19 protein-coding genes, 1 tRNA gene and 1 pseudogene are annotated in these 21,082 nt (G+C 38.0%); 11 read left to right on the top strand and 10 right to left on the bottom strand.

Translation table 11 applies throughout. From position 1 onward, the window contains the following. Nucleotides 1-4: 4 nt before the first annotated feature. From DC498_RS22120 to DC498_RS22110, 3 genes are all read left to right on the top strand, one after another. A tRNA-Asp gene (locus DC498_RS22120) sits at nt 5-78 on the top strand. A 193-nt stretch (nt 79-271) separates the two neighbouring features. Beyond that, nucleotides 272-1,606, top strand: a complete 1,335-nt coding sequence (locus tag DC498_RS22115) for a site-specific integrase (protein WP_116876342.1) — start codon at nt 272-274, stop codon at nt 1,604-1,606. Between the two features lie 68 nt (nt 1,607-1,674). Beyond that, a complete protein-coding gene (locus DC498_RS22110) occupies nt 1,675-2,361 on the top strand; it encodes a hypothetical protein (protein WP_116876341.1) in 687 nt (228 codons plus the stop codon). Between the two features lie 6 nt (nt 2,362-2,367). Here DC498_RS22110 and DC498_RS22105 read toward each other — a convergent pair whose 3' ends face one another. Next, nucleotides 2,368-2,790, bottom strand: a complete 423-nt coding sequence (locus DC498_RS22105) for a DUF3788 family protein (RefSeq protein ID WP_116876340.1) — start codon at nt 2,788-2,790, stop codon at nt 2,368-2,370. 154 nt (nt 2,791-2,944) lie between these two features. Between DC498_RS22105 and DC498_RS22100 the strand changes: the two genes are divergently transcribed. The 5 genes from DC498_RS22100 to DC498_RS22080 all read left to right on the top strand — a co-directional run bounded on the left by DC498_RS22100 (nt 2,945) and on the right by DC498_RS22080 (nt 5,894). Continuing rightward, on the top strand, nt 2,945-3,283 hold the full coding sequence (locus tag DC498_RS22100; protein WP_116876339.1) for a helix-turn-helix domain-containing protein: 339 nt from the start codon (nt 2,945-2,947) through the stop codon (nt 3,281-3,283). 55 nt (nt 3,284-3,338) lie between these two features. Further along, entirely contained in the window at nt 3,339-3,719 is a 381-nt protein-coding gene (locus DC498_RS22095; protein ID WP_116876338.1) for a hypothetical protein, read from the top strand. A 207-nt stretch (nt 3,720-3,926) separates the two neighbouring features. Then, nucleotides 3,927-4,280, top strand: a complete 354-nt coding sequence (locus DC498_RS22090; protein ID WP_116876337.1) for a MobC family plasmid mobilization relaxosome protein — start codon at nt 3,927-3,929, stop codon at nt 4,278-4,280. Further along, entirely contained in the window at nt 4,277-5,260 is a 984-nt protein-coding gene (locus tag DC498_RS22085) for a relaxase/mobilization nuclease domain-containing protein (RefSeq protein WP_116876336.1), read from the top strand. The genes DC498_RS22090 and DC498_RS22085 overlap by 4 nt, the downstream gene beginning before the upstream one ends. Nucleotides 5,261-5,288: 28 nt before the next feature. Next, on the top strand, nt 5,289-5,894 hold the full coding sequence (locus DC498_RS22080) for a hypothetical protein (RefSeq protein WP_116876335.1): 606 nt from the start codon (nt 5,289-5,291) through the stop codon (nt 5,892-5,894). Between the two features lie 113 nt (nt 5,895-6,007). Here the strand turns inward: DC498_RS22080 and DC498_RS22075 are convergent, their stop codons facing one another. Both DC498_RS22075 and DC498_RS22070 read right to left on the bottom strand, forming a co-directional pair. After that, a complete protein-coding gene (locus tag DC498_RS22075) occupies nt 6,008-7,339 on the bottom strand; it encodes a hypothetical protein (protein WP_116876334.1) in 1,332 nt (443 codons plus the stop codon). A gap of 20 nt (nt 7,340-7,359) precedes the next feature. After that, entirely contained in the window at nt 7,360-7,941 is a 582-nt protein-coding gene (locus DC498_RS22070) for an RNA polymerase sigma factor (RefSeq protein ID WP_165813928.1), read from the bottom strand. Nucleotides 7,942-8,245: 304 nt separating this feature from the next. Between DC498_RS22070 and DC498_RS22065 the strand changes: the two genes are divergently transcribed. Then, nucleotides 8,246-8,701: a MauE/DoxX family redox-associated membrane protein gene (locus DC498_RS22065; RefSeq protein ID WP_116876332.1), complete on the top strand. Its 456-nt coding sequence runs from the start codon at nt 8,246-8,248 to the stop codon at nt 8,699-8,701. A 66-nt stretch (nt 8,702-8,767) separates the two neighbouring features. Next, nucleotides 8,768-9,034: a hypothetical protein gene (locus tag DC498_RS22060; RefSeq protein ID WP_116876331.1), complete on the top strand. Its 267-nt coding sequence runs from the start codon at nt 8,768-8,770 to the stop codon at nt 9,032-9,034. A gap of 74 nt (nt 9,035-9,108) precedes the next feature. Here DC498_RS22060 and DC498_RS22055 read toward each other — a convergent pair whose 3' ends face one another. From DC498_RS22055 to DC498_RS22045, 3 genes are all read right to left on the bottom strand, one after another. Further along, complete coding sequence (locus DC498_RS22055) at nt 9,109-10,602, bottom strand: RagB/SusD family nutrient uptake outer membrane protein (RefSeq protein ID WP_116876330.1); 1,494 nt, start codon at nt 10,600-10,602, stop codon at nt 9,109-9,111. Nucleotides 10,603-10,612: 10 nt separating this feature from the next. Then, nucleotides 10,613-13,642 (bottom strand): SusC/RagA family TonB-linked outer membrane protein, encoded by a 3,030-nt coding sequence (locus DC498_RS22050; RefSeq protein WP_116876329.1) that lies wholly within the window; start codon nt 13,640-13,642, stop codon nt 10,613-10,615. A gap of 213 nt (nt 13,643-13,855) precedes the next feature. Beyond that, nucleotides 13,856-14,824: a DUF3738 domain-containing protein gene (locus DC498_RS22045; protein WP_116876328.1), complete on the bottom strand. Its 969-nt coding sequence runs from the start codon at nt 14,822-14,824 to the stop codon at nt 13,856-13,858. A gap of 608 nt (nt 14,825-15,432) precedes the next feature. Here DC498_RS22045 and DC498_RS22040 point away from each other — a divergent pair. Next, nucleotides 15,433-15,675 (top strand): hypothetical protein, encoded by a 243-nt coding sequence (locus DC498_RS22040; protein WP_116876327.1) that lies wholly within the window; start codon nt 15,433-15,435, stop codon nt 15,673-15,675. Between the two features lie 373 nt (nt 15,676-16,048). On the opposite strand, the gene DC498_RS22035 is transcribed toward DC498_RS22040, so the two are convergent. The 4 genes and pseudogenes from DC498_RS22035 to DC498_RS22015 all read right to left on the bottom strand — a co-directional run. After that, complete coding sequence (locus DC498_RS22035; protein WP_116876326.1) at nt 16,049-16,717, bottom strand: hypothetical protein; 669 nt, start codon at nt 16,715-16,717, stop codon at nt 16,049-16,051. A 177-nt stretch (nt 16,718-16,894) separates the two neighbouring features. Next, entirely contained in the window at nt 16,895-19,204 is a 2,310-nt protein-coding gene (locus DC498_RS22030; RefSeq protein WP_116876325.1) for an SIR2 family protein, read from the bottom strand. A gap of 1,002 nt (nt 19,205-20,206) precedes the next feature. Then, nucleotides 20,207-20,932 (bottom strand): hypothetical protein, encoded by a 726-nt coding sequence (locus tag DC498_RS22020; protein WP_206197725.1) that lies wholly within the window; start codon nt 20,930-20,932, stop codon nt 20,207-20,209. A 46-nt stretch (nt 20,933-20,978) separates the two neighbouring features. Beyond that, nucleotides 20,979-21,082 (bottom strand): annotated as a pseudogene (locus DC498_RS22015) (IS982 family transposase); the annotation flags it as partial.

Raw genomic sequence — 21,082 nt, 5'->3', positions numbered from 1 at the left:
GTAAGGATCGGTAGTTCAGTTGGTTAGAATGCTGCCCTGTCACGGCAGAGGTCGCGGGTTCGAGTCCCGTCCGGTCCGCCTAAGAGGATTATCAGTAATGATGATCCTTTTTTATTTTTACACATCTTTACTTTTAAGGAGTTGATTTTCATTTTCTTATAACACAATTTCAACGCAGTACGATTTATCTTTATATCAGCTTAACAATTTAAAAAAGTAGACCTGGAAGTAGACCCAAGTTTTGTCGAGTCCAGTTCACAAATTGTTAGCTATGCGATTTCCGGTTAAAATTATTTGCCGTACCAACAGGGTACATGCCGATGGCACTTCTTCTATCTTCATTCGTTATTGTTTCAACCAAAAACAGAAACCAATTTTATTCACCGGTATAAAAATTCCAGCTCAATATTGGAATCAAAAAAAAGGAATTATTTCTAATCTCCTGCCCCCGGCGATTGGAGATTACGAAGTGATGAACAATGAACTATTCAGATTTAAAAGATTAGTGGAGGATATGATTCTCTATGCTTCAAAAAACAATATAAAAGATATCGCAACGTACATAAAGCAACATTTTTCAATTTCGCTTGACTCCGCTTCATTTGAAAATATTGTGAGGGAGCAAAAAATTGAAACAACGAAGAAAGAGAAAGACAAAGAGGATATTTACTACCAGTTTGACGACTATATACGGAGCAAATGCCGTAAAGTAAGCAAGGCGACTCTAACAGTTTACAATAATGTGAAAGCACATTTGAAAGCATTTGAAAAATATAGAAAAGTTCCAATAACATTTGCAAGTTTGGATTTCAGTTTCTACGAAGATTTTGTTGACTATCTCACATTTGAACATGTTCACCTACGGCGAAAGGAAATTTTCACAGGTATACGCCTCAATACTATTGGAAAAACAATTAAACATCTGCGAGGCTTCATCAAAGATCGCATCAAAAGAAAAATCATTGCTCCAATTGATCTTTCAGATTATAAAATCCCCGAGGAGGATTCAGATGCTATCTATCTCTCACATGAAGAAATTGCAAGAATATATGAAGTTGATCTTTCTAAGTACCCTCATTTAATTGAATATCGTGATCTATTCGTATTAGCTTGTCTTACAGGATTACGCTTTTCCGATTTTTCTTCTTTGAAACCAGAAGATCTTCAAAAGGACATGCTACACAAAAAGCAAGAGAAATCTGATCACTGGGTAATTATTCCATTGCGCAAAGAAGCAAAGATGATTTTTACCCGGCAATTTAAAAATAGGATTCCAGAACTCAGCAATCCAGAATTTAACCGCCATATTAAGACTATTGGCAAATTAGCAGGTATTGCTAATGCTATTAAATTTTCTTTTAAAAAAGGAAACCAAACTATTGTAGTTACTAAACCAAAATTTGAATGGATTACCTCTCACACTGCAAGGCGTTCATTTTGCACAAATGAATTTTTAGCCGGGACTCCCGTGGAGTTGATCATGAAAATAAGTGGACACAAAAGGACAAAGGATTTTTATAAGTATGTGAGGATATCGCCTGAAGAGGCCGCACTAAAAATAAAAGAGTTGTGGATGGAGAGAAATGACATGGAGCTTATTAAATGATAGTATGAAAAGTTGCTTCGCTGACCTTTTTACCGATATTAAGTTGTAACTTCATCAAAAGAAATGTGATGAAAGATTTGATGCTGAAAGTATTTTCTTTGCTGCTATTCGACTGCAACGTAGTAATTATTCCCGCTCATTGTAAAGAACACAATAACCATTCCTCCCGATGGATTTTAATCTCACGGTATTGGTTCAGAAGAGTACCCCTGCATTTTACCGCGATAAGTTTGTTAGGATTGCTGGGTTTGGCATTATTTGTCCGGAGTTGTTCTATCCATCCAGCAGCCATTACAATCTCTTCACTGATCGCTTTTCCGATTTTAATATTGTCATTTTATACCCCACAGTTCACGGCAATATTTCTACCAGAACTCTATAAAGTGCAACAAAAACAATTGGAACAGCATTCTACCGAACTGGAAAAATGCCGAAAAACACAACTCCCTAATCCAACTTTAGTGTTGATATGGTATGTGCTGGATAAAACTTCGGGTATAAATGCTGTAAAACATTTTGATGATTATACCGGACTGCTTAATCAACTATTTGGTGTTGACCCCCGCAGCCTAAAAACTTCGATGGAGTTTTTTTTCGGAAGTTCCCGCAAAAGAAATCAACTGAAAGGCAGGGCTAGAACAGAATTAGAAAACCGATTTGCGGAAGCCTACCAGTTTTTTGAAGCATTACATTTTGAAAAAGCAGTTCCTATCCTACAAGAACTGGAAACAAAATGTTTTTCGAAGATGGATTAATGAGCTTTAGGTTATAGGTTGGGTTTTTATAGCAAGCAGTTCCATTATAGCTGAGATATCTTTTTTTTCTTTTACCAATAGTCTTACACTTGTTCCTTCCTGGTAATCCTTTGCCTGAAGTATTGCCTGTTGTAAGTTTTCATCAGCGATTTCTTCCAGCGCTTTAATCTTTGCCTGGCGGCTGAGTACTATAGTTACGTAAAAACATTTATCTGCAATCTGTATATAACAGAGACTTTTATTACTTCTTTTGCACTGCATTGTCCACCCGCTGGTAGCGCCATAAAACTTCCATACCTTTTGCTCAATACCGGCTTCTGATAAAAACTCCTCCAGCAAAAACCTGTTATCTCCCAGCGCTTTTGCAACCTGTTCTTCGTCAGGTGTTGTGTTCTTATCCGTAAAAGCAAGTGCTTCCATTTCCTTCATTGAATATTTAATCCTTTCAAAGCGGCAAATTAACAGCAAAATCCAAAAATCAAGCTTTTAATATGTATAGCCGGTTAACTCCTGTAAGATTATCTATAGTTAGCTTGAAAAAAGAGTACTGATTTTTCATTTTGCAGTGCTAAAATGAAAAGTAATGGAAGACAAAGTGAAGTATGAATCGGCGCAGACGCCAATGCTATTTCCCTATGAACCGCTCCGGTTCTGGGAACAGATCAGGGAGATTATTAAAGAAGAGCTTAGTAAAGTAAGCAGGATAGCAACGCCACCTCCCGATTATCAAACGCCCGGCATGACCTATAAGCCGCTTTATAAGATCGGGGAGGTATGCCAGATACTGCAAGTATCAAGGCCAACGATATACGATTGGATCAGGCACGGAAAATTAAAACCTTATAAGATCAGGTCAAGGGTGTATTTTCTATGGAAGGATCTGGAAGAGCTTTTGCAACTATCCTCAAATCATCCCGGTTAAACTTTTCTTTCAACCCGAACCACAAGCATATTTAAAATCATTAAAAACAAACATTATGGCAGAATTTAAAAGAAGAACATTGCACCTCTCCAGTGGTAAGCAGGTAAAATTATTTGGTAACAGTATCGCTATTGGCAGAAGTTTAGAAATCGGCGAAGGCTATGCGCCTAATATCTTTTCTTGTTTGCAGCAGGAACAAGAGATTATTAAATCCACAACTACAACAGCAAAACCCACAGGTGATTCTGTAAGAGAAAAAGAAAAACCCCAAACCAAAACAATCTCCACCGTTTCCAATCCCTTCCGTTTATCAGAAACAGACCTGATGGAAATCGCCGACTATAATATCCGGCTTTGGATGGACCTTAAAGACAGTATCCGTAAACATGGTATCAACAGTCCCAACTTATTTAACAGTGAATCCCTTAGAAGCTGACATATTAAAACAACAAAAACTACCGCTAAAGCAAGCACCCGGAATACAGGGAGACTAATACGGGTTTTGTAAGGCGAGCGGTGTTGTTGCCGGGCAAAAACCCTCTCACGGCAACACGCTCGCCTTTTACTCCCGCTGGTCGCAAAAGGAAACAGCATCTCCTGATGCTGGTAGATTACAATGGACGAAGCATGATAAATGTGAAGTATGGAGAACAAGAAAATACCCAAATCAAAAGGTGGAAGACCTACACTTACAGTAAGAAAGGATATAAAACTTACGGTAAGATTTAGCAGACAGGAGTATTTTATCCTGAAAGAAAAAGCTGGAGCAGCAGGTATTAACCCTTCTGTTTATATCAGGCAGGCAGCCATAAAAGCAAAGATCACTGCAAGACTTTCTACAGAAGAGGTGAAGCTTGTTCGCCAGCTTGCCGGTATGGCAACCAATATTAACCAGGTAGCAAGAGTATGTAACAAGGAAGGACTCTTTGAAGCCATGCGTTATTTTGAAGAGTACAGAAAGCAGTTTGATCTGGTCATGAAAAAATTAAAACCATGATCAGTAAACACCTGGTAGCAAACTCATTCTACCATACCTGTAGGTATATCAGTGATAAGCCCGGTGCAGAACTGCTGGTTGCAGAAGGGGTAAGAGGCTATGATGTTAAACTTATGGCAGAAGATTTTGCGATACAACAATCCTTACGCCCGGAAAAGAAAAGAGCTTGTATGCATGCCATCCTCAGCTTTTATCCCGGAGAAATATTGTCAGATGAAAAAATGAAAACCATAGCGCAGGAATATTTAGACAAACTTGCTGTTACCAATACACAATATGTTATCAGTAAACACAGCGACAAAGCCCATATTCATTTACATATTGTTGCCAATATGGTGAGTAATGATGGCAAAGCCATTAAGGATAGCTGGATCGGATTAAGGGGAAAGAAGATTGCGCAGGAACTTACATTAAAGCATCAGTTGGTACAGGCTGGAGAGAAGAACCTCAAACTTACTCACCTGGAATCCCTGAACGAATATGAAGCAGCCCGGTATAAAATATACATGTCAATAGCAGAACTACTCCCTAAAAGTAAAAGCATGGAAGAACTGGAAACCCGGCTTAAAACCCGTGGTATTGAAACGGAGTTTAAGTATAAAGGTCACACAAAAGAGAAGCAGGGCATCAGTTTTAAGATGGGAGAATACAGTTTTAAAGGAAGTAAGATAGACCGGAAGTTCTCTTATCTCTCACTTGAAAAGACCCTCGTTTTACAGCAAAAGCAAATATTACAACACACTAAAACGGAAAGCAAACATAAACCTATCGACAAAATCGAAACTGCTTACCAAAAAGAAAACAAACTTCAGGATAAACAAACAGGAATCAGCATTGCAAAAGAAGTGGACAAAGCGGTATCTGATACATGGAAAGCGTTGACCGACCCCGAAAGAGCAGAAGGCTCATTACCGAAAGAACTGCTGGAAGAACAAAGAAAGAAAAAGCAACGTAAGCCAAACCACGGACTGGAATTATAATCTATTAACCAATTTAAAAACATAAGTTATGAATAGTGAATCCGAAAACAGCAGCAATGCTTTTGTAGAAGTAGCCATCAACAAAATGGAAAAGCAGGATAAGAAAATTCAGGAGATTGAAACATTATTACAAAAGCAAATAGCGCATAATGCAGAAATAAAACAACTGGTGAATGCCATTGAATCTTTACAAGAACAGCTCCAACAAGAATCTATTGCTGAACATAAAGTATCAGCGCTTAACCAGCAGATGGATAAATTAATCAGTAAGTTAAACACAGCACCAATCCATGAAGTAGTGCACCATCATCATATACCAAAAATAATCTGGGTAATAATACTCCTGGCAGTTATTCTTTGCATAGTATGTGCAGGCTGGTTCTATACCGGACAAAAGTTAGATGGTTTTATAGCTAATGATACCAAGTACCGGGCACTGAAACTGGATACTGCTATCCACCCGCTGCAAAAATATTTGGATAGGTTAGATTCTGTATATACTGTAAACCCTGACCTGCGTGAAAATGTGCTCCAGAAAGAACAGGAATACCTGGATAATTTTTACCGGGTACAAAAAGCGTTACGGCTAAAAGAAGAAGCAAGGAGGTTGGAAAAGGAGGTGGGGAAGAAATAGATGCTGGTATATTATACCGTCAAAAGCAGATGAATCATATTTCCCCTTCCCAAACCCCTTTTGTTAGTAGAGGGGCATTGTGATGAGAAAATATTATTTGAAGAAGATTTACATTAGTAGAATACGCAGGGGTCAATGTAGAATGATATGCTGTGCGTAAACGTTGTTGTCTGTTTACCTTTTTGAATAAATGCGGTTTGCGCTGTAGAGGTGCTATCTTGTTTTACCGGGTTGCAAAAACTTATCCTATTCCCCGTTTCATATATATTGATCCCCACTTTGCGTATTTCAGCATACACCTGTTGCCGCGAAGCTTGGTAACATACAGCAGTGTTGATGCGCAGGTGATCAGGTATGCAATTAATGTTCTCCACTTCAAAACCACACCAGCGGCTCATGTCTATAACAAACTGTCGCATCGAAGCATTATGATATTTGCGGGTGGGTTTTGTCCAAACCAATACTTCTTCAATATCGGTGTTGCTTATAAATAACAGTGAGTCCGCAATTTGATCTCCGGTTGTATAGTAGCTTTTAACAAGGGTTTGATCTCCGGGGCAAAACAGATATTTATGATAAATGCCTCCCTTACTGTATGATGAAATGCTGCCGTTAATAAGCGTGGTTTTAGTATAACCCGGAAAAACAGATATTGTAAAATCTCCGTTCAGGGTTTGCAACTGGTTGTTGTAAGTTTCCACTATCATCCTTGCGGGCTTTTCTTTGCCCGGCATTTTTATATACGCCTCTCCGATAAGCTGTACATAACAGGTATCCATAATTGTACCCATAAACGGAATCCGCAGAGAAGAGCCTGCATTTAAGCGAATGCTGGCGCTGCCCAGCCTAACGATGCATTGCTGGCGCACTGCCGTCAACACCTCCACAAAATGATTTCTCCCCGTATCAGCAGATAAAGTTGGAGTAATATTTAACACGCCAGCATGATCCTGATGGATAGTGAAGTTATCAATATGTGTAGTAGTTCCCGTTGTACTGCTGTCAAAGCTGATACCTGTAGTATCGCCCCAACGTACTGTGCAGCCAAATGCCGAAGTTGGTATTTCACTGCTGGAAGACTTATCCCCACAGCCACCAACAATATTGGGATCTTCCCATTTTTCGGTGATGTAATCATTAATAACAATCACGAGTAGTAGTAACAAACATGCAGCTACAGCAAGTTTACCGTATGCCCGTATTTTTTTCAGGTGTTGTTTACGATCCGCTTCTTTGATGATCTTTGCAAAATCGGGTTCCCAATCATCCGGTACATCCGTTACATGATCCTTTACGGTACACAATACTGCCGAAGTCATATCAAGCAGTTCTTCCTCATCATATATTTTCCAGCAGGCTTTTAATTGCATAAGCTCTGCCATTGTTAGCGTACCCTCTATATATTTTTTAATCAGTTCTTCAACGTAATCCTTTTGATGAATCATGGTAATTATTTTAAACGCCTTCAGATAAAAATGCTGTTTAATGCATCCCTCATATAACGCCTGATTTTTTTTAACGCCCTGCTCAACTGGTTTTTTATGGTTTGCACGGATACCTTGTAACGCAAAGCGATTTCTTTATTGGACAATTCTTCTATCCTGCTTAGCAGCAATACATTTCTCTCCTGTGGAGGCAGCCTATCCATCGCTTTCCTGAAAAGTGCTTCCAGTGCTTTTCGTTCTGTTTCTCCGGCGGCATGATCATCGTCTGCCAGCGAAGAAAAGTGCTGTTCTAATGGTTCGGTGTAATATTTCTTTTGCAGCTTTATCTTATCAACAGCTATATTATGAGCTATCTTAAGCAGCCAGGATAATGGTTTTTCTTTTTGAGCTGCTTCCATCCGTTGCATCCATAAAACCATCATGGTTTCAGTAAATACATCCTTAATTAATTCTTCATCGTTACGAATATAATTTTTGATGTACATCACCACTACATTTTTAAATGTTTCACCAATAGCAGCAAATGCTGCCTCAGCCTGTCCGGACTGCATTGCCAGTTGCCTGAAAAGTTCAAAGTCTGTATATTTAAATATTTCCTCCATAAGCATGATGTTAGCCGGCAATAGCAGGCTTTAAAAAATGACTATGGACATGCAACCGGACGCTGAACTAAAAAAATGCTTGAAAAAGTGACGCTATGAATGGTACTAATTCCATTTTTATAAGAGTCTATATACAGGAGGAATGATAAAAGGCGGTAAACCGTAGCTGGAACTACCAAAATAAAAAGAATATTTCAGAAATAAAAACAATTGAGTAAAAATGTGTTCAGTAATGATGAATTACAACACAACGGATATTTATTGTCTGCGCTTCATAAAAGCATGTTGTATAAACTTAATTTTTATGACAATAAAAAAATGGATATATGAATGCATTTGTTTTGTGCTGACCCTGAATTTCTTTTATGAAGGTGTTCAAAAAATGGCCTATGCAGGTGTATATGGCTTCTGGATAACACATGCTCCATTAATCGGAACCTTCGGAACAGTGCTTCAATATACAGTACCTGTTATTGAAATTGCTATCGCTTTTTTATTGATCATTTCCCGTTGCAGGAAGATAGCATTGGTTATGGTGATCCTCGTTGAAATGCTGTTTATACTGTGGGTGATGAGTGTGTATGTATTTACCGGTTATGTGTTTTGGCCTTATGATGCTTTATGGAATAACCCTACATGGATGCAGAAAATGGCTTATGGATTATTGCTTTCCTGGTTCGCTCTTATCGCATTATTATATACAAGTAAAAAAGAAAAAGGTAAAAATTTATTGCGCAATACATCCGCACATGTTAACTAACGCGGAAGGGGTAACCGAAAACCTTTAACAGAGTAGGAATTTTCAAACCATTTAAAATTTCATTTTATGAACAGATTAAAATTGATCGTTCTGTCATCAGCATTATCGCTGATTACCGTTGGGGTATTTGCCGGAAAGGGCAAGTTTGTTGATCATCAGCTTTGGTATGATAATTCGGGAACGATGACACAGATAACCAGCAATTTTGCAACCCTGTCAAACGTTGGTACTACCGGCTCAAGCAATGCCTCTATACAAGGCAGCTCAAGTAAAGCCTTGTATATATCAACAGATGGTGGGCTTAACTTTACAAGAGCGAAAGTTAATTTTTAGATCACCTTCAACCTGATGATTGTAAACAAGGGATAATATAGTTTGTTATATTGTCCCTTGTTTGTCTTAACATGTTAGTATCCCTGGTTTTGAGTAAGATTAGGGTTTGTTAAAAGATCAGCTACTGGTATAGGATATAGTTGATCCGAACTTTGCCAGTTATTTCCTTTGATCGGTCCTAATTCCATATCAGCCTTATTCCATCTTTTTAGATCAAGCCATCTATGACCCCATTCGGCAAAAAACTCTGCTTTTCTTTCCTGTTCAATAGCTTCTAAAATTTGTGCTTTGTTCTGGTCTGGAGGCAGAGAGTGTAGTCCTGCTCTCTCCCTGATCATATTGATATCATTCACTGCCTCAATTAATTTATCCTGTTGTGCCTTGGCCTCAGCCCTGATTAGGAATTGTTCGGCTAATCTGAAAACCATATAATATTCAACATATTCACCTATGGAACTTTGCTGAGCTTCGCCTATTCTATATTTTTTAGGATAGTAATAGGTAGTATTAGCATATACCGTACTGTCTACCCATTGCTGCTTCCTTTTATCAGTTTCTTCAAAGGCGTTAAGAAGTTCCTCTCTTAAATAAATAAACGGCTGAGAGGTAGCATCGTAAGGAATTACCTGGTATCCTTCTGCTGTAGCATAGTAAGGGAAAGTTGTATTGGATTGTTGTAACTGCCATATCGTTTCTGAACTGTTTATTTTAAAAACATCATCTAAATTATTTTCGAGTGTATACATGGTTGAGTTGGAAATAATGTCATTAGCTGCCTGTTCAGCCTTCTCCCAATCCCCGGTATACAAGTACACTCTTGCCAATAAAGCCGCTGCTGCATATTTGTTAGGAATAATTCGTTGCCCCTTTCCTACACTAAAATTTTCTGGTAATATATTGTACGCATCCATCAAATCAGTAATGATCTGGTGATAAACATCTGTAGTGCCTGAACGTGACAGCGTTTTGGTGACCCGCCAATTAATGTCATTTACAATAGGGATGTCGCCAAACAGATTTGTAAGATAAAAATTACAAAAGGCCCTTACAAATTTTGCCTCTGCAATAAGTTCTGATTTTACGGAATCCCGAATACCCGTAGAAGTGTTAAGTCCTTCTATAATGGAGTTGGCCCCATAGATAATTGAAAATCCATTTTGCCAAAAGGCACCCTGTAGTTTTGCATTGCTTGAACTCAGGTTATTATTTAGGAATTCATTGTTAGCACTATTATTTGTCAGAAAGAATCTAAATTCATCTGCAGAAGTGCCTGCCCATATTGTTATAGCTCCATTACTCAAATTGGTGCCATTGGCATTTATCATGGTATGGTATACCCCTGCCATAGCGGCTGTTGCTACCGCCTCCGTTTCAAAAACCTGTGGTGTAGTTATGGTGCCCTCTGGTGCAGGTATCTCCACTAATTTTTTGCATGATATATTCAATGTGGTTATTCCCGCAAAAAGAATAAGAAATATTTTAGATACATTAATCCACATGTCTATTCTATTGGAAATATTGCCAACTAAAGAACGAAACCCTTTATCGGTTTTATAATTGTGTCTCATAATGTAAAATTTAAAAAGTAAAGGAAACTCCGGCAGTAATAATCTTAGGGATAGGCATGTCGCCGAAAACCTGCACCGCAGGGTCGGCTCCTTTATAGCGTGTTATTATAAAAAGGTTTTCACCTTGAATAAATAACCTGCAGGCTTTCATCATCGCTTTTTTATTTACCGCCTCAGGTAGAGTGTAGGATAAGGAAAGGTTTTTCAACCTTATGTATGAAGCATCGGTATATATGCCGTCAGAGTAAGTATAAAAATTCTGATAGGACGGATCGGAACTTCCGTCAGTAGTAAATTTTGCATACTTAGCTATATCACCTGGCTTTTGCCAGTGGTTATAAAATACTTCCTGTGAAATATTTGAGATGCTGCCGGGAGTATTATAAGAAGCAAATGCATTTGCACCTATTTGCTTTCTGAAATAAAACAAAAAATTTAGTTCCCAACGCTTGTAGGCAAGTGCGTTATTTAACCCGCCGTCAAACTTAACGCTTCTGTCCAGGTCATAACGGTCGTCTGCTGTTTTACCTGAAAGATCAATTTTTATTTCGCCGTCCTTGTTTAAATCTTCAAACTGGTAGTAACCGGTTTGCGGGTCAACGCCAATATAATGCAACCGCTTAATAATATTTAAAGACTTTCCAATAGTGAACTGATTAACATAGGGCGATTGAGAAAAGTTGGGATAAGACAATAACTTGTTCCTGTTTTGTGAAATATTAAACTTCAGGCTCCAGTTAAAATCATTCGTGGAAATTATTTTGGCATTTACCATCAGCTCAATTCCTGTGTTCTGAACATTTGCCGGGCTGTTGGAAACCACCTCAGAAAACCCGGTATAAGGCGGAAGGGGAAAATTGACAAGCTGGTTATTACAACGATGCCTATACCAGTTTGCTTCAATTGTTATTCGGTCATTAAAAAATCCAAGCGCCAAAGAGATCTCCAGTTTTTTATTAACCTGCCATTGAAGTGTTGAATCTGTATGCTGAATGGGAACGATAGGATTTATACTATTGTAACGACTATTTCCCTGAAAAGACCATTGCGTTAAATAGGCATAATCTCCTATTTGATCGCCTCCTGTTAAACCATAGCTGGCTCTGAGTTTTCCAAAGTTCAGGAATTTCAGGTTCTTTTTGATAATGCGCTCTTCACTAAAAATCCATGCTGCACCAACAGATCCAAAATTACCATATTGTCGCCCCGGCCCAAACCTGGAAGACCCATCCCGCCTTAGGTTCACATTAACTATATATTTATTATCCAAATTATAATTCAACCGTCCAAAAAGGGCGGCATACTTGTATGCTCCATTATAGGATGAAGTATATTGTATGGGCGCATTATTTACAGAAGAGAGTAACACGTCATTCATATATTCCGCACCACCCTGGATAATGCCATTGGTTTCATTCTTTTGCCAGGAGCCACCCGTCAAAACAGTAATCCTGCCTGATTTTATAAATGTGTTATATTCCAATTGCGGTTCAATAATCAGGTTGTGAAAAAGTGAGTATCCAAAATCCGCCTGTCCTTTAGGGTTAAATCTTGGGTTCTGCGAAGCGATAGTGCGAAATCTTCGTTGGTCATTCTGCGAGTTTCCATATCCTACATCTGTTTTTAATAAGAGCCCTTTTATTATTTCGTAGCTTATATTCATACTGCTGTTCAATAAATTGGTATTAGCCCGGTAAGGCTGTAATAATTGAGCAAAAGGATAATACCCCTGAAGCCGCCCCCATCCACTATAGTTGAGCTTGCCGTTAGTATCATAAACATCCGGTGCATTAGGTGCTATTAAAGGATTTCCGGGAGAAGAAATAATGTCAACATAAGTGTTGCTATACAATGCAGTGAGGGAGAGCTTGAACTTTTGGTTTAAAGACCGTTGATTGAAACTAAATGAAAGCGTACCCCTTTTATTTGCGCCGCTCAATGCGAGTATATCGCTTTGTGTACGATATGACGCTCCTACTCTAAATGTTGTTTGCGCATTACCCCCGGTAAGCGTACCCTGAAAATCTGTAGTATTTCCCACATTACCAAACAGGTATTTTTGCCAGTCAGTATATTTTGTAGTATCCCACTCCACCAGGTCAGGTGCGCTGCTATTGGTAATATCTATACCATCATTTGCAAGCGCTTCTTTTCTCATTTGAATATACTGTTGCGTATTCAGCATCTCATAGCGGTTTGTTATTTTTTGTATACCCTGGTAAAAATTAAAATCAAAATTTGTTTTACCGGGCTTGCCTGATTTTGTAGTAATTAAAATAACCCCGTTTGACGCTCTTGATCCATAAATGGCTGTTGCATCAGCATCTTTCAGCACTTCTATGCTTTCCACATCATTAGGATTGATGCTAAATAAGGGACTTTGACCTTTAGCCGGGCTTTCAATACCGCTTCTTATCATACCCTGCGATCCATTGTTGTAGTTATCCGTGCCTGCAACGTCTAAAATGGTTAGTGGTACACCGTCAATTACATATAGCGGCTCTGAGGGAAAATTTGAATTTATCGTATTCCTTCCCCGTATTTCAATCTTTACGGTACCGCTGGCATACCCCGAAGCGTTGGTGACTACTGCTCCAGGCGTTTGACCCTGTAGCACATTCAGCACATTCATTACCGGTTGTTTGGCTATTTGCTCGGAGGTTACTTTTACTATGCTGCCGGTTCGCAGCCTGTCGCTTGTAGTACCATAGCCCTGCACTACCACCCTGTCTAATTCATTTTCTGCGGGTTTGAGCACAATGTTGAAAACAACCTGATCCTTTACGGCAACAGTCTGGCTGCCGTAGCCTACAAAGCTGATTTGCAGCATATCATTTGTTGACACATTTTTAAGCGCAAACTGCCCGCGGGCATTGGTAACAGTGCCCCTGCCGTTTTTAATGGAAACATTCGCATTGGCGAGCGGCTCACCCCGCTCATTCATAACTTTACCAGTTATATCTCTACCGGGTGAGGGTTGCGCAAACGTACTGAACGTGTACAAAAAGGGTATCCACAAACAATATTTAAGTATTTTCATTGCAGTAGTTGGTTTAATGAATAATATGGTTTAACAGTAAAACACCGGCGGCAGGGTATTGCCAACGGTAAGGGGTATTACATGGGTTACCGCTTACGCGTTCAGTATTGTTATATACCGGCAGCGCATAAGGGTAATAAAGCGTTTAAGCTTCATGTGTAATTTTTTAATGATGGCTAAAACAAATGTGTTAATGGTTACATACACACTCTGCTATCGCGCATCGCTGATGGTAAATACCGGTATGCTTTGCACCGACGCTTTAAGCTCTATGCCATAGAGAAATAACCAGGCTTTAAGACTTTCCGGCGACAGCGGCTCATCCGGGAAGGTGATATCCAGCAGTTCTCCCCCAATATCATTCACTACCGGCGTATCCAGTTGCCTGTTAAGCACATCGCAAAGCTGTTGGCATGAGCCATAGAGTTGCTTCGTTGCCCCCGGCTCCTCAAGGGTATTTACCAGTAATTTGGTTGGCCGGGCAATAGGCCTGAAGCGTTTGCCTGCCGAGAGCACAAGGCAGGGCATATCTTTTTGTTCAAAAGCGGTGGTTAGCCCAAAATAACTATCCAGCATGTTTTTTATCATGGCGGGCAGCTCATCTGCCAGCGCTGATGGCGCTGTACACTCCATGCAATACAGGTGGGTTGTACCTGCCTCGCTACCCGGCTCATGCGCGGGTGCAAAAGCCTGACTGTTTTGTACATTCCATAGTATTTTGTTAGGGGAGAGGCTGGTTATAACAGGCAGGGCCGTTGCATATAATGCCAGCAGCGGGCTGTTGATGGCATAATGCTTAATGCTCCCGTATTTTTCGGCGTAGCCTGTAACCGTGGTAAACTCCGGCAGGTAACCGGTAAGGGTAAACGAAGTTTTTAAGGTGCTGCTTGCGGGGTTACCGGCAAGCATAGCGAGTGAGCTGTTGGGATCGAAACGGCGTTGGTTTTGTTGTGGTGTTATCATTGCTGTAGTATTTATTGGTGTTACTATATGGTAAGCTGTTAAAGCAGGTATATTACAACGGGTAACCGTATTTGATTTTAAAAACGGGGCAGGCAGTAAGGCTGGTAAGCGCAGGCCGGTGGTTGTGCATACAGGTGTACTGCGGTTGCCGGTATTATTAGCAAAAGTAGTACTTAGTAAAAGGCATAGCCATGCCATTACGCAAAAAAGCTGTTTCATTTTTGCTGTTGGTTTAATTATATAAAAAACAGCCGCTGGTTACCCCGCGGGTACGGGGAATACAGCAAGCCAATTATAATTATAAGCAAACGGCAAAGGGGAGGAGGCGGTGACCGCTATAATAAAACATGAGCAAAACTTTAAAAACCAGCCAGGCTCCCACCCGTTGCCCTTATACTTAGACCGGATTTTTGGGCTTGCGGGCAAAGAGAATGTTGTGAGAATGGAGGATGGGTAATAATGGAATGTACCTAGCCTGCACGCCCGCAAAGGCACGATAATTAAAAACAGCTTTGGTAACTAAGTTCTCCATCCATTAAGTTGTTGGATGAGTCTTGTTGAATCTCAAAGATGCTGTGAAAAGGGCGAGACCCAACTTACCAACTAGCGAGGTCGTAGGAGACCATAGTACAAGATAAGAGGGCTCGCACCACAAAAGTACGAGCCTATCACTTATTGTCTCTGTACTATCTGAATTTCCTACGTTCCGCTAGTAAGACTCCTAGTGAATAGCTTTATTGTTGTGTATTCTATTCTATCCAAAAATAATTATTTGGTCTAATTCGACCAAATAATTATTGAAACATGCTCACAATTTTATAGTGAGTATGAGCAAGAAATCAAAACAGGCTATTTTAGAAGACTTCGGTGCATTCCTTAAAAAGCATCGTGAGGATGTATTGAAGGAGAAGAACTTGCTGCAATTTTCCTATTCGACAAATTTTGATAATAGCAAACTTGCAAAGATTGAAAAAGGAGAAGTTGATATTCGTTTTAAAACTTTGCTTGAAATTTTTCAAGCATACAAACTTTCGGATACTAATATTATAGGGTTTAAGTTTAAATTGTAATCCAATCTTCGTATTAATAAATAAAGCCCGCAGTAAGAATACTGTGGGCTTTTTTGCTAACCTATGAAAAACACCAAGAGGTGTGTTTGTGACTTGTTGTTTGCTAAAGATAGGGGTTTTTGATGATTGTATTTATATTTTTAGGAAATAAAAGATGGGTGAAATCAACGGACCGGTATTTGCGATGGCAGGGCATTTTGTGTTCCGTCACGCCCGGTACCGAAGCTGATTTATTTGTCCTGCCGAAGATAACTACAAATGCCAAAAGTCTACTGTCAGCCGATAACTACAGACAATAAGAATTACTGTTGCCGAAGTGCGTTCTGTCGCCCCCTGCTATTGCATACTTTGTTGGCTGTAGGTTTTCTTCTTGTCAAACTACTTCGCCATATTTTTTATTAACCCGAAGTTCTAAAGTGTCAACAACATCTTTTGCTTTGTAAACCTCTGCAATATCTGTCAAACTGCCGATGCTAAATACAAAAGGTTTATCTGATTTGCGTTCTACATAAAGTCTAAACTCTTTTTGATATTCAAATTCTAATGGCTTTTCAAATAGCGTTATTTCTCTGTCAACTTTGTCTTTGTCGTAATAGGTAACAAAACTATGATTAAACCTAACTTTCAATTCCTTTAGCCTTTCTTCAATAAGAGATAAAAATTTTACGTTGTCTTTAACTACTAAGCAATGAGAGCCGAACTGCTTAATTTTTTCGTCAATTTTAAAGTCATTTGGATTTGCCCATCCATGTGATGATACACAATAAAGGCTAAAGATATTTCCTCCAACTGTGTCGTATGCTTCTCTAATTTGCAATGCCAAATAATTCCCTTTAAAGTTTAAAGCTGGAATTTCAAATTGTCCTGGCGGATAATTTGAAATTCTACTTATTCCTTCATAGCGGTCACCACGCAACTCTCCATCTTCTATTTTTCTGAAGTATTGAATAGCATTCATAAAAATTGTACCATTGTAGTACAAGTCATTAATATGCTCTTCTTGTCCGAACTTTAAAAACATTTTTATAGAATGTGTCGCCATGGAAAGTTTCTCTAGAATTTTGAAGTGTCCATAAACTTACAGCCAATGGATTAGGTATTTGCGATGGTGCGGAAATAGCATTCCGTCAGCTGAGTTTTGTACTAAAGTTAAATAGAATTACCGAAGTTAAGCATTTAACGTCAAGCAGCACTATTGCAAAGCCTGTTAGTGGTAGTTTTATTTTAGGCGCTGTCTTAGTTCTTTCAGAATTCGTCCAAGTCCACGATGCCAATTATTGGTCTTTAATTCTTCTTCAATCCAACGTTTAGCTTGTTCAATATATTCTACAGCCTTATCATCACCAAACCTGTCAAAATATTCTAATGACTGTTCAGCGAACTTTTTCGCATGATAAAGTTTTCGTTTATCCTGACGATAACATTCAATTAAAATTGACATACTATTGTCTAAAGTAGACCTTACATCAACACCTTCACGTTTAATATTGGCATCAAAAAGTATTATTGCATGAGAATTTCTAATTGACAAAATGGAATCTCTTGTCATACTACGAGCCTTGTCAATCCAGTAAAAAGCCTCATTGTGTTGCTGTTTAAATGAAAGATACAATGCTCCTTGTTGTAAAAGATAAGGATTGCTTGGGTCGTTTATCATTAACTTTTCATAGAAGGCTTTGCCGTCTTCCCAATTAGGGAATGCCCGAATGGCAATGTATTTATCATGCCCCTTTTTTCTATAAGTTCTATAGTTGACAATTTTATATGGAGGCAAATTCTCATTGAATGTGTTTAGAAATCTCTTTAAAAGATGGCCTTGTACATTTTCGATTATGACTTCCGCTAAGATTACCGAACGGGAGGAAAAATAGTCTTGAGTATCATTTTCTATTAATGTTAACGGATTATCAATTAATAAGGCTCCAAGTCTGTCTCTAATATCATAAACATCATGGTATGTGCTTATGTCATTACTAAAGTAGGAATATGCCATGTCAAAAGATAAAGGTGTACGACAGTAATGAATGAAGCAAGCAAGTAATAAAAACTCAGAAAGTAGTTCGTTTTCGTTATCAAGCTTAGTCATTAAACTCTTATATCTTTCATTGATATTTGGGACCTTAAGATTAAGGTTTACAAATTCAAATAGAGAGGGGTCTTCATCGGAGTTTATGGCTTTAGATAATAACGTTCCAGTTTTTATTGCTGGTGGTATTCTCGAATAGATCTCTTGGGCATCAGTTTTTGTAAGAGTTGTTACAGAAATTATATCAAACTGATTTCTGTCAATTAGGTGTGATATAATTTCAAAATTATGTTCTCTGTCTATTCCTGCAAGGGTAATATTATCATATTTGTGAAACTCAAGAAAGCTTTGAACCTCTTCCGTAAAATTGTCAATAAAGACTAGAGCTTTTTCACCATTTAAAGCATTAACAATATTTTTAGCTCTTTCAACACTAGGGAATTCAAGAATTATCTTGTGGCCATCAAAGTTGGTAAATGCCGCAAGTTGCATCAGTAATGTCGTTTTACCAGACCCGGGAATTCCAATAACAATAGTATCCTTTTCGGAAAAAATGCTGTTTTGTATAACTCTATAATGACTAGTTTTATAAACATCTGGTCTAAAAATATCCGACCATGCCGGTGCTGCTCCTAAATAAAATTCATTTATTTCCCTTACAGGTACACTTTTGGGATTTGATGGAACAAATTCTTCCCCAAGTAGTTCCTTTGTGCTTAACTTTTTCTTTTTATCTGATGCTTTGTTTGAAAAGTTTGATTTAAAATAGTTTAATAATTCAATGTTTGTAGCGACAATAATATTAAATCCTAATGCCTTGAAATATTCCTCTTCTTCAGGATTTTCTTTATGTAAGACTATCCATTTGTCACTTTTTTCATAACCTGTTGTTTTGATGGAATTCAAAGTTTCTAAAATGCCTGGGTCACTTAAACTGTAACCCCAAAAGACAGTTGGATAATTTTCTAATGACCTTACAAGGTCTCCCCAGAGTTTAGGATTGCCGGAGAAACTTGACGCAACTGCTAAGGAGGTAAAAACCATTGGCCGTTCCCTATTTAAAATACAACCATGTAATGGATAGTAATTTATTCCTTTTCTGTCCCTAAATGTGGGGCCTTGTAGTGTTGTGTCATTTACATAATATTTGTCGGAATTCTCAAAAATTTTAAAAACTAGATTGTCAATATTTGTAGTATATATGGATTTCAGGCTAAGATTTTCAATTGATTTATATACGTTATCGAAATTACCAATACTGAATTTTCTTCGCAGGAAGTCGTTTAATTCTTCTTTGTTTTTGCTTTCTATAATGGAAGTGACTCTTGTTAAGTCCAGTTTTGGAGTTTTAAATTTTTCTGCTAATTCAATTGCTAATTCTCCACCCAAAGGGATTTTTTCATTATCTACATTTAAACAGTCAATTGAAAACCCCGCACCTAAAAAAAGGTTTAATCCGTTTTGTAGCCCTTGTCTGAAGATTTCTTCCAAGTCTATTCTCATATTATTAGTTTAATAGTTCTAAAAATTACCGCTAACTCAAATATTTATGTTATGACCCACAATATACAATTATAGATAATCAGCACTTTACTGTTATGAAATCTATATTGTCGTTGCGTCAATACAATTGTAGCTTTCTCATAGTATCATTTCAGCCAGCGTTTCTTAATAACTCGCATCAGTTTTGCTACAACGCACTTTTTTATAGAATACGCTTCAAAATACGCAAACGCAAAACGATACTTCAAACTAATATGGAATATGAGTTTAAAGCCACTAATAATTTATTGAATTGGGTTCAGATAGCGGCAGGCAATTAAAAGATGATGGATTAATTGAGTTGTCAATTTAGTAATATTTTATAAACAGGCAAATGTTTTTGCAACTCTGATTATAAAATTTTTAAACGCAGTAGTATTTGCCTGCACTTTGGGTAAATGCATTAAACATTTTTAGTGTAATAGTGTTGGTGTATCGGGTATATGAAAACACTTAAATGGAATATAAAAGCTCATTTATATTTGCCTATAGAATCCAGAGACGAATTACACGATCAAATACACCAAAAACCTGCTCAACATAAAGGCTGCCATAGAAGATTAATAAAGCGATGAAACGCTACAGTAGCGCCAGTGGTTGAGAATCTCATCAACCATCATAATTTTGAGGTATCAATACCCGTGATATACAAGCGGCAAACAAGCATGTGTTAATGGCAGCACTTAGCTACAATCTGAAAAAACACCTCAAGTGCACTCCCAAAAAACAAGCAGTAATGGCAATAGCCTTAACAAAAGTGAAGGATGGTATTCATTGCTTTTTAAAATCCCTTCATCAAAGCGTTTTTAAGCCCGTTGCAGCATGTCAGAAAATAATCTTTGCACACCTCACTTAAAAAACAACCCAAGGTAAAGGGGCTGTAAATGCTTTATTATTTATTGTTTTGTTTTTGCTTTTTATTTTACTAGGGGTGTGCAACAGTTACCAATGTTGTGTGCAGCCTTATTTTATTATTAGTTTGTCAACTAATTCATTTCTAATTCTTCTTTCGCCCAAATCTGTCAAACGATAATTTCCATTCTTTAGTTGAATAACCTGTCTGTATGAAGGCGAGCATAACTTTTGAATATTTGTGGTTATTGCCGCAGGTGAAGCCATAACAAATTTCCCTATCTCAGTTCTATTATAGCCGTTTTCTCCTGCAAAATGTAGCAAAACCAAAACTTCTTCTTCTGGTTTGAGGTCAGTTCTTTGCACGAGAATAGTTTCTCCATAAACACCTACAGAAGGAACGTCAAATTGTAATAACTCTCTAATTGTTTTAGCAACACTGTCTCTATCAGCATTCCAGAATATTCTTAAAAGTTCATTTAAACACCAACGCACTGATTCAACTATAAGTTTTGAATCCATATGATTGGGTGTGTAAGTTGCAGAAATATGAACAGCTCCTCGTTGACTTCTAAATTTATAAATAGCCTGTAATACTTTTGCAATGTGACCAACTTCCCTACGGTTTAACAAATGTTGAACTTGGTCATTTTCAAAATACTTGATACATTCATCATGTCCTTTATTATAATTTAATGTACCAGAGTCTAAATGATATAATATTCTTGCAGCAATTTCGCAAAATTGCCCACCGTCCAATTCAGCGGGTTCCCAATCTCGTTGGATAAATCTACGTTCTAAAGAAATAAATTCATCTACCAACTGAGTTGCTAACAAATTATCAAATGGCGGTGATATTTTATTAATTAATTCAAGTTGCTATTTAATCGGTAATTTTATTGAGTGTAAAGGCTAGAATAAACATCACCAGTTTTATCAAAAATCCTTTAAAAGTCACTGCATGAATTTTTCTTAGGAATAATCCTT

This window comes from Terrimonas sp. (assembly GCF_003075435.1).
Taxonomy (GTDB): domain Bacteria; phylum Bacteroidota; class Bacteroidia; order Chitinophagales; family Chitinophagaceae; genus Agriterribacter.
This window is presented reverse-complemented; position numbering and strand designations above follow the sequence as displayed.